Origin of the sequence: Novosphingobium sp. SG751A (genome assembly GCF_013149295.1) — a bacterium.
GTDB lineage: Bacteria > Pseudomonadota > Alphaproteobacteria > Sphingomonadales > Sphingomonadaceae > Novosphingobium.
In genome coordinates this window covers 1-2,596 of the sequence record NZ_JABGCB010000056.1, presented here as the reverse complement: position 1 = coordinate 2,596, position 2,596 = coordinate 1, and the positions used below count along the sequence as shown (strand labels likewise).

Here is a 2,596-nt window from a genome sequence, read left to right as displayed (position 1 = left end):
CGCTTTACCGTCTTCAATGGTGCGCCGTAACGGCGGAAGTATAAAGGAGCTCTACCATGAGTAGATGATCTTGCTGGCTATAGATCATGCCCACTGGACTAACCTCGGCTAGCAATAGCTGAAATCCCGAAAGGGACGGGGAAAAGTAGCATGTTCAGAAAAGGTCCGGAAGCGCCAAAGCCATCTGCGGCGTCATGGATCAGGGCAAGACGTGTATGGTGAAAGCTATACTGCCTGAACCCCAGTTTGCAGCGGCTAACAACGTGAGCGGTGTCGCAGGATGGTTGACGCGGCACATCGGAGAAATGGAGGAAAGGGCGTTGAGTTCCTCCCGAGCAAGCGGTCATGCCGCGAGCCTGCCAGCTTCTCCGGCGCACCCTCTGTAGGGAGGGGCAAGTGAACGAACGGGGCACCTAACCACGTCGGAACTCCGACTTCCGTAATTGCGGGATCGCCTAAACAGGACGGCTTGCCGGACCTGCATGGCGACGGAGCCGCCATAGTACTCAAATGCCCGGCGTAATGGCCGGGACAGTCTCCACTCTGATGGGGAACGAGCGCGGCCATAAGTGCGGGGCAACCCATGCGAAAAGCCTCAACGCTCGGGGGAAGGGCGGCAGCGACTGCGATCAGACAACCTCACGAGGAGGTGTGCTAATGCTGCCAGATACCATCGAGAGGGCCGTCAGATCACTCCCGACCATCATCAGGTCGGGTCGGCGGGTCAATGGACTCTTCCGCCTCATGAAAAGCCCGCTCCTTTGGGAGTATGCCTATCAGCAGATCGCGCCCAACAAGGGTGCGATGACGCCGGGCGTTGACGGCAAGACACTCGACGGCTTCTCGCCCGAGATGGTCAGGTCGATCATCGACCGGTTGGCGGACGGAAGCTATCGGCCCAAGCCGGTACGTCGGGTGTATATCCCGAAAGCCAACGGCAAGAAACGGCCGCTTGGCGTGCCGACCACGGAGGACAAGCTCGTCCAGGAAGTGGCGCGGACGCTCCTTGAGCAAATCTATGAACCGCTGTTCTCGCAGCACTCGCATGGGTTTAGGAAAGGGCGCTCGTGCCATACGGCGTTGGAATCCATCCGCGCCAAATGGACGGGGGTGAAGTGGCTGATCGACGTCGATGTTGTTGGGTTCTTCGACAATATCGATCATGATGTTCTGATCGGCCTGCTGGAAAAGCGGATCGCGGATCGTCGCTTCGTGCGTCTGATCCGAGGCTTGCTCAAGGCGGGCTATATCGAGGACTGGGTCTATCATCGGACCTACAGCGGCACACCTCAGGGCGGCGTCGTCTCGCCGATGCTGGCGAATATCTACCTCCATGAGCTTGATATGTTCATTGAGGCCCGGATAGTCAGCTTCACCAAGGGCGACAAACGCGGATACACGAATGATTATCGTCGTATCCGCAACCGCATCTCTTACCTTCGTCGGAATGTGGATGCGCTGCGAGCCCAAGGGTTTGCGGACTTCCCGAAGATCACCTCCATGCTGGAGGAGATCGGTCGGCTCAAGGCAGAACGGGCAACCGTTCCGGCCAGCGACGCCCTCGATCCCAGCTACAGGAGACTGCGATACTGCCGTTATGCCGATGACTTCCTTATCGGTGTGACCGGCAGCAAGGCGGATGCACGCCAGTTGATGGACGAGGTCAGGGTCTTCCTGACCGACACCCTGAAGCTGGAAATGTCCGCCGAGAAAAGCGGAATCCGAAAAGCCACGGACGGGGCGCGGTTCTTAGGATACGAGGTCTGCACCAGCACCAACCGTAATCCGCATAAGGCGATCTTCGATGGTCGTCCGACCTTGCGGCGCGGCTTGGCTGACCGACTGCGGCTTCGCGTTCCGAGGGATCGGGTTGTCCGGTTCGTCAATGACAAGGGCTGGGGTGACTATGAAGCCTTCCGCCCGCGTGGTCGGCCCGCGCTGCGCTTCGCAAGCGACGTGGAGATCGTCCTTGCCTACAATGCCGAATGGCGCGGCTTTGCGAACTATTATGCCCTAGCTGACGACGTGAAGCGCAAGCTGAACAAAGGCGGTTACTTCGCCCTGTTCTCCTGCGTCAAAACCATCGCCGCCAAGCATAGGACATCGGCTCGCAGCGTCTTCGCCAGACTGCGGCGTGGGATGGACTTCTTCATCCGCTTCGAGGTGGGAGATGAACCCCGCGCGATCAAGCTGTGGCAGTTGAAGGACCTGCGACGACATGTACGAACGTGGGGTGGGATCGATAATCCCCGCTCGGCCCAGTTCGTGTTTAGCAGGACAGAGTTGGTCGAACGGCTCAATGCTCGCCAGTGTGAGCGTTGTGGTCGGGAAGACCTGCCCTGCGAAATCCATCACGTCCGCCGGGTCGCGGAGATGCAATATGCCGGACTGTCTCGCCATATGCAGGCAGCACGGCAGCGCAAGCGCGTTGTCCTATGCGTCGCTTGCCACAATAGCATCCACGCCGGTCAACCAACCGACCGCCAACGGCGGATAGCACGCAGTCGTGGAGAGCCGGATGCGCTGAAAGGTGCACGTCCGGTTCGGAGGGGGGGCGAGCAATGTTCTCTCTGAGACCTTGCCGGCCTACCCTACT

General features: G+C 59.4%; 1 protein-coding gene. It reads left to right on the top strand.

Annotated features, from left to right (window positions below; genetic code table 11):
* Positions 1–744: 744 nt before the first annotated feature.
* Positions 745–2,574 (top strand): reverse transcriptase domain-containing protein, encoded by a 1,830-nt coding sequence (locus FHW96_RS25785; RefSeq protein ID WP_172343425.1) that lies wholly within the window; start codon positions 745–747, stop codon positions 2,572–2,574.
* Positions 2,575–2,596 lie beyond the last annotated feature (22 nt).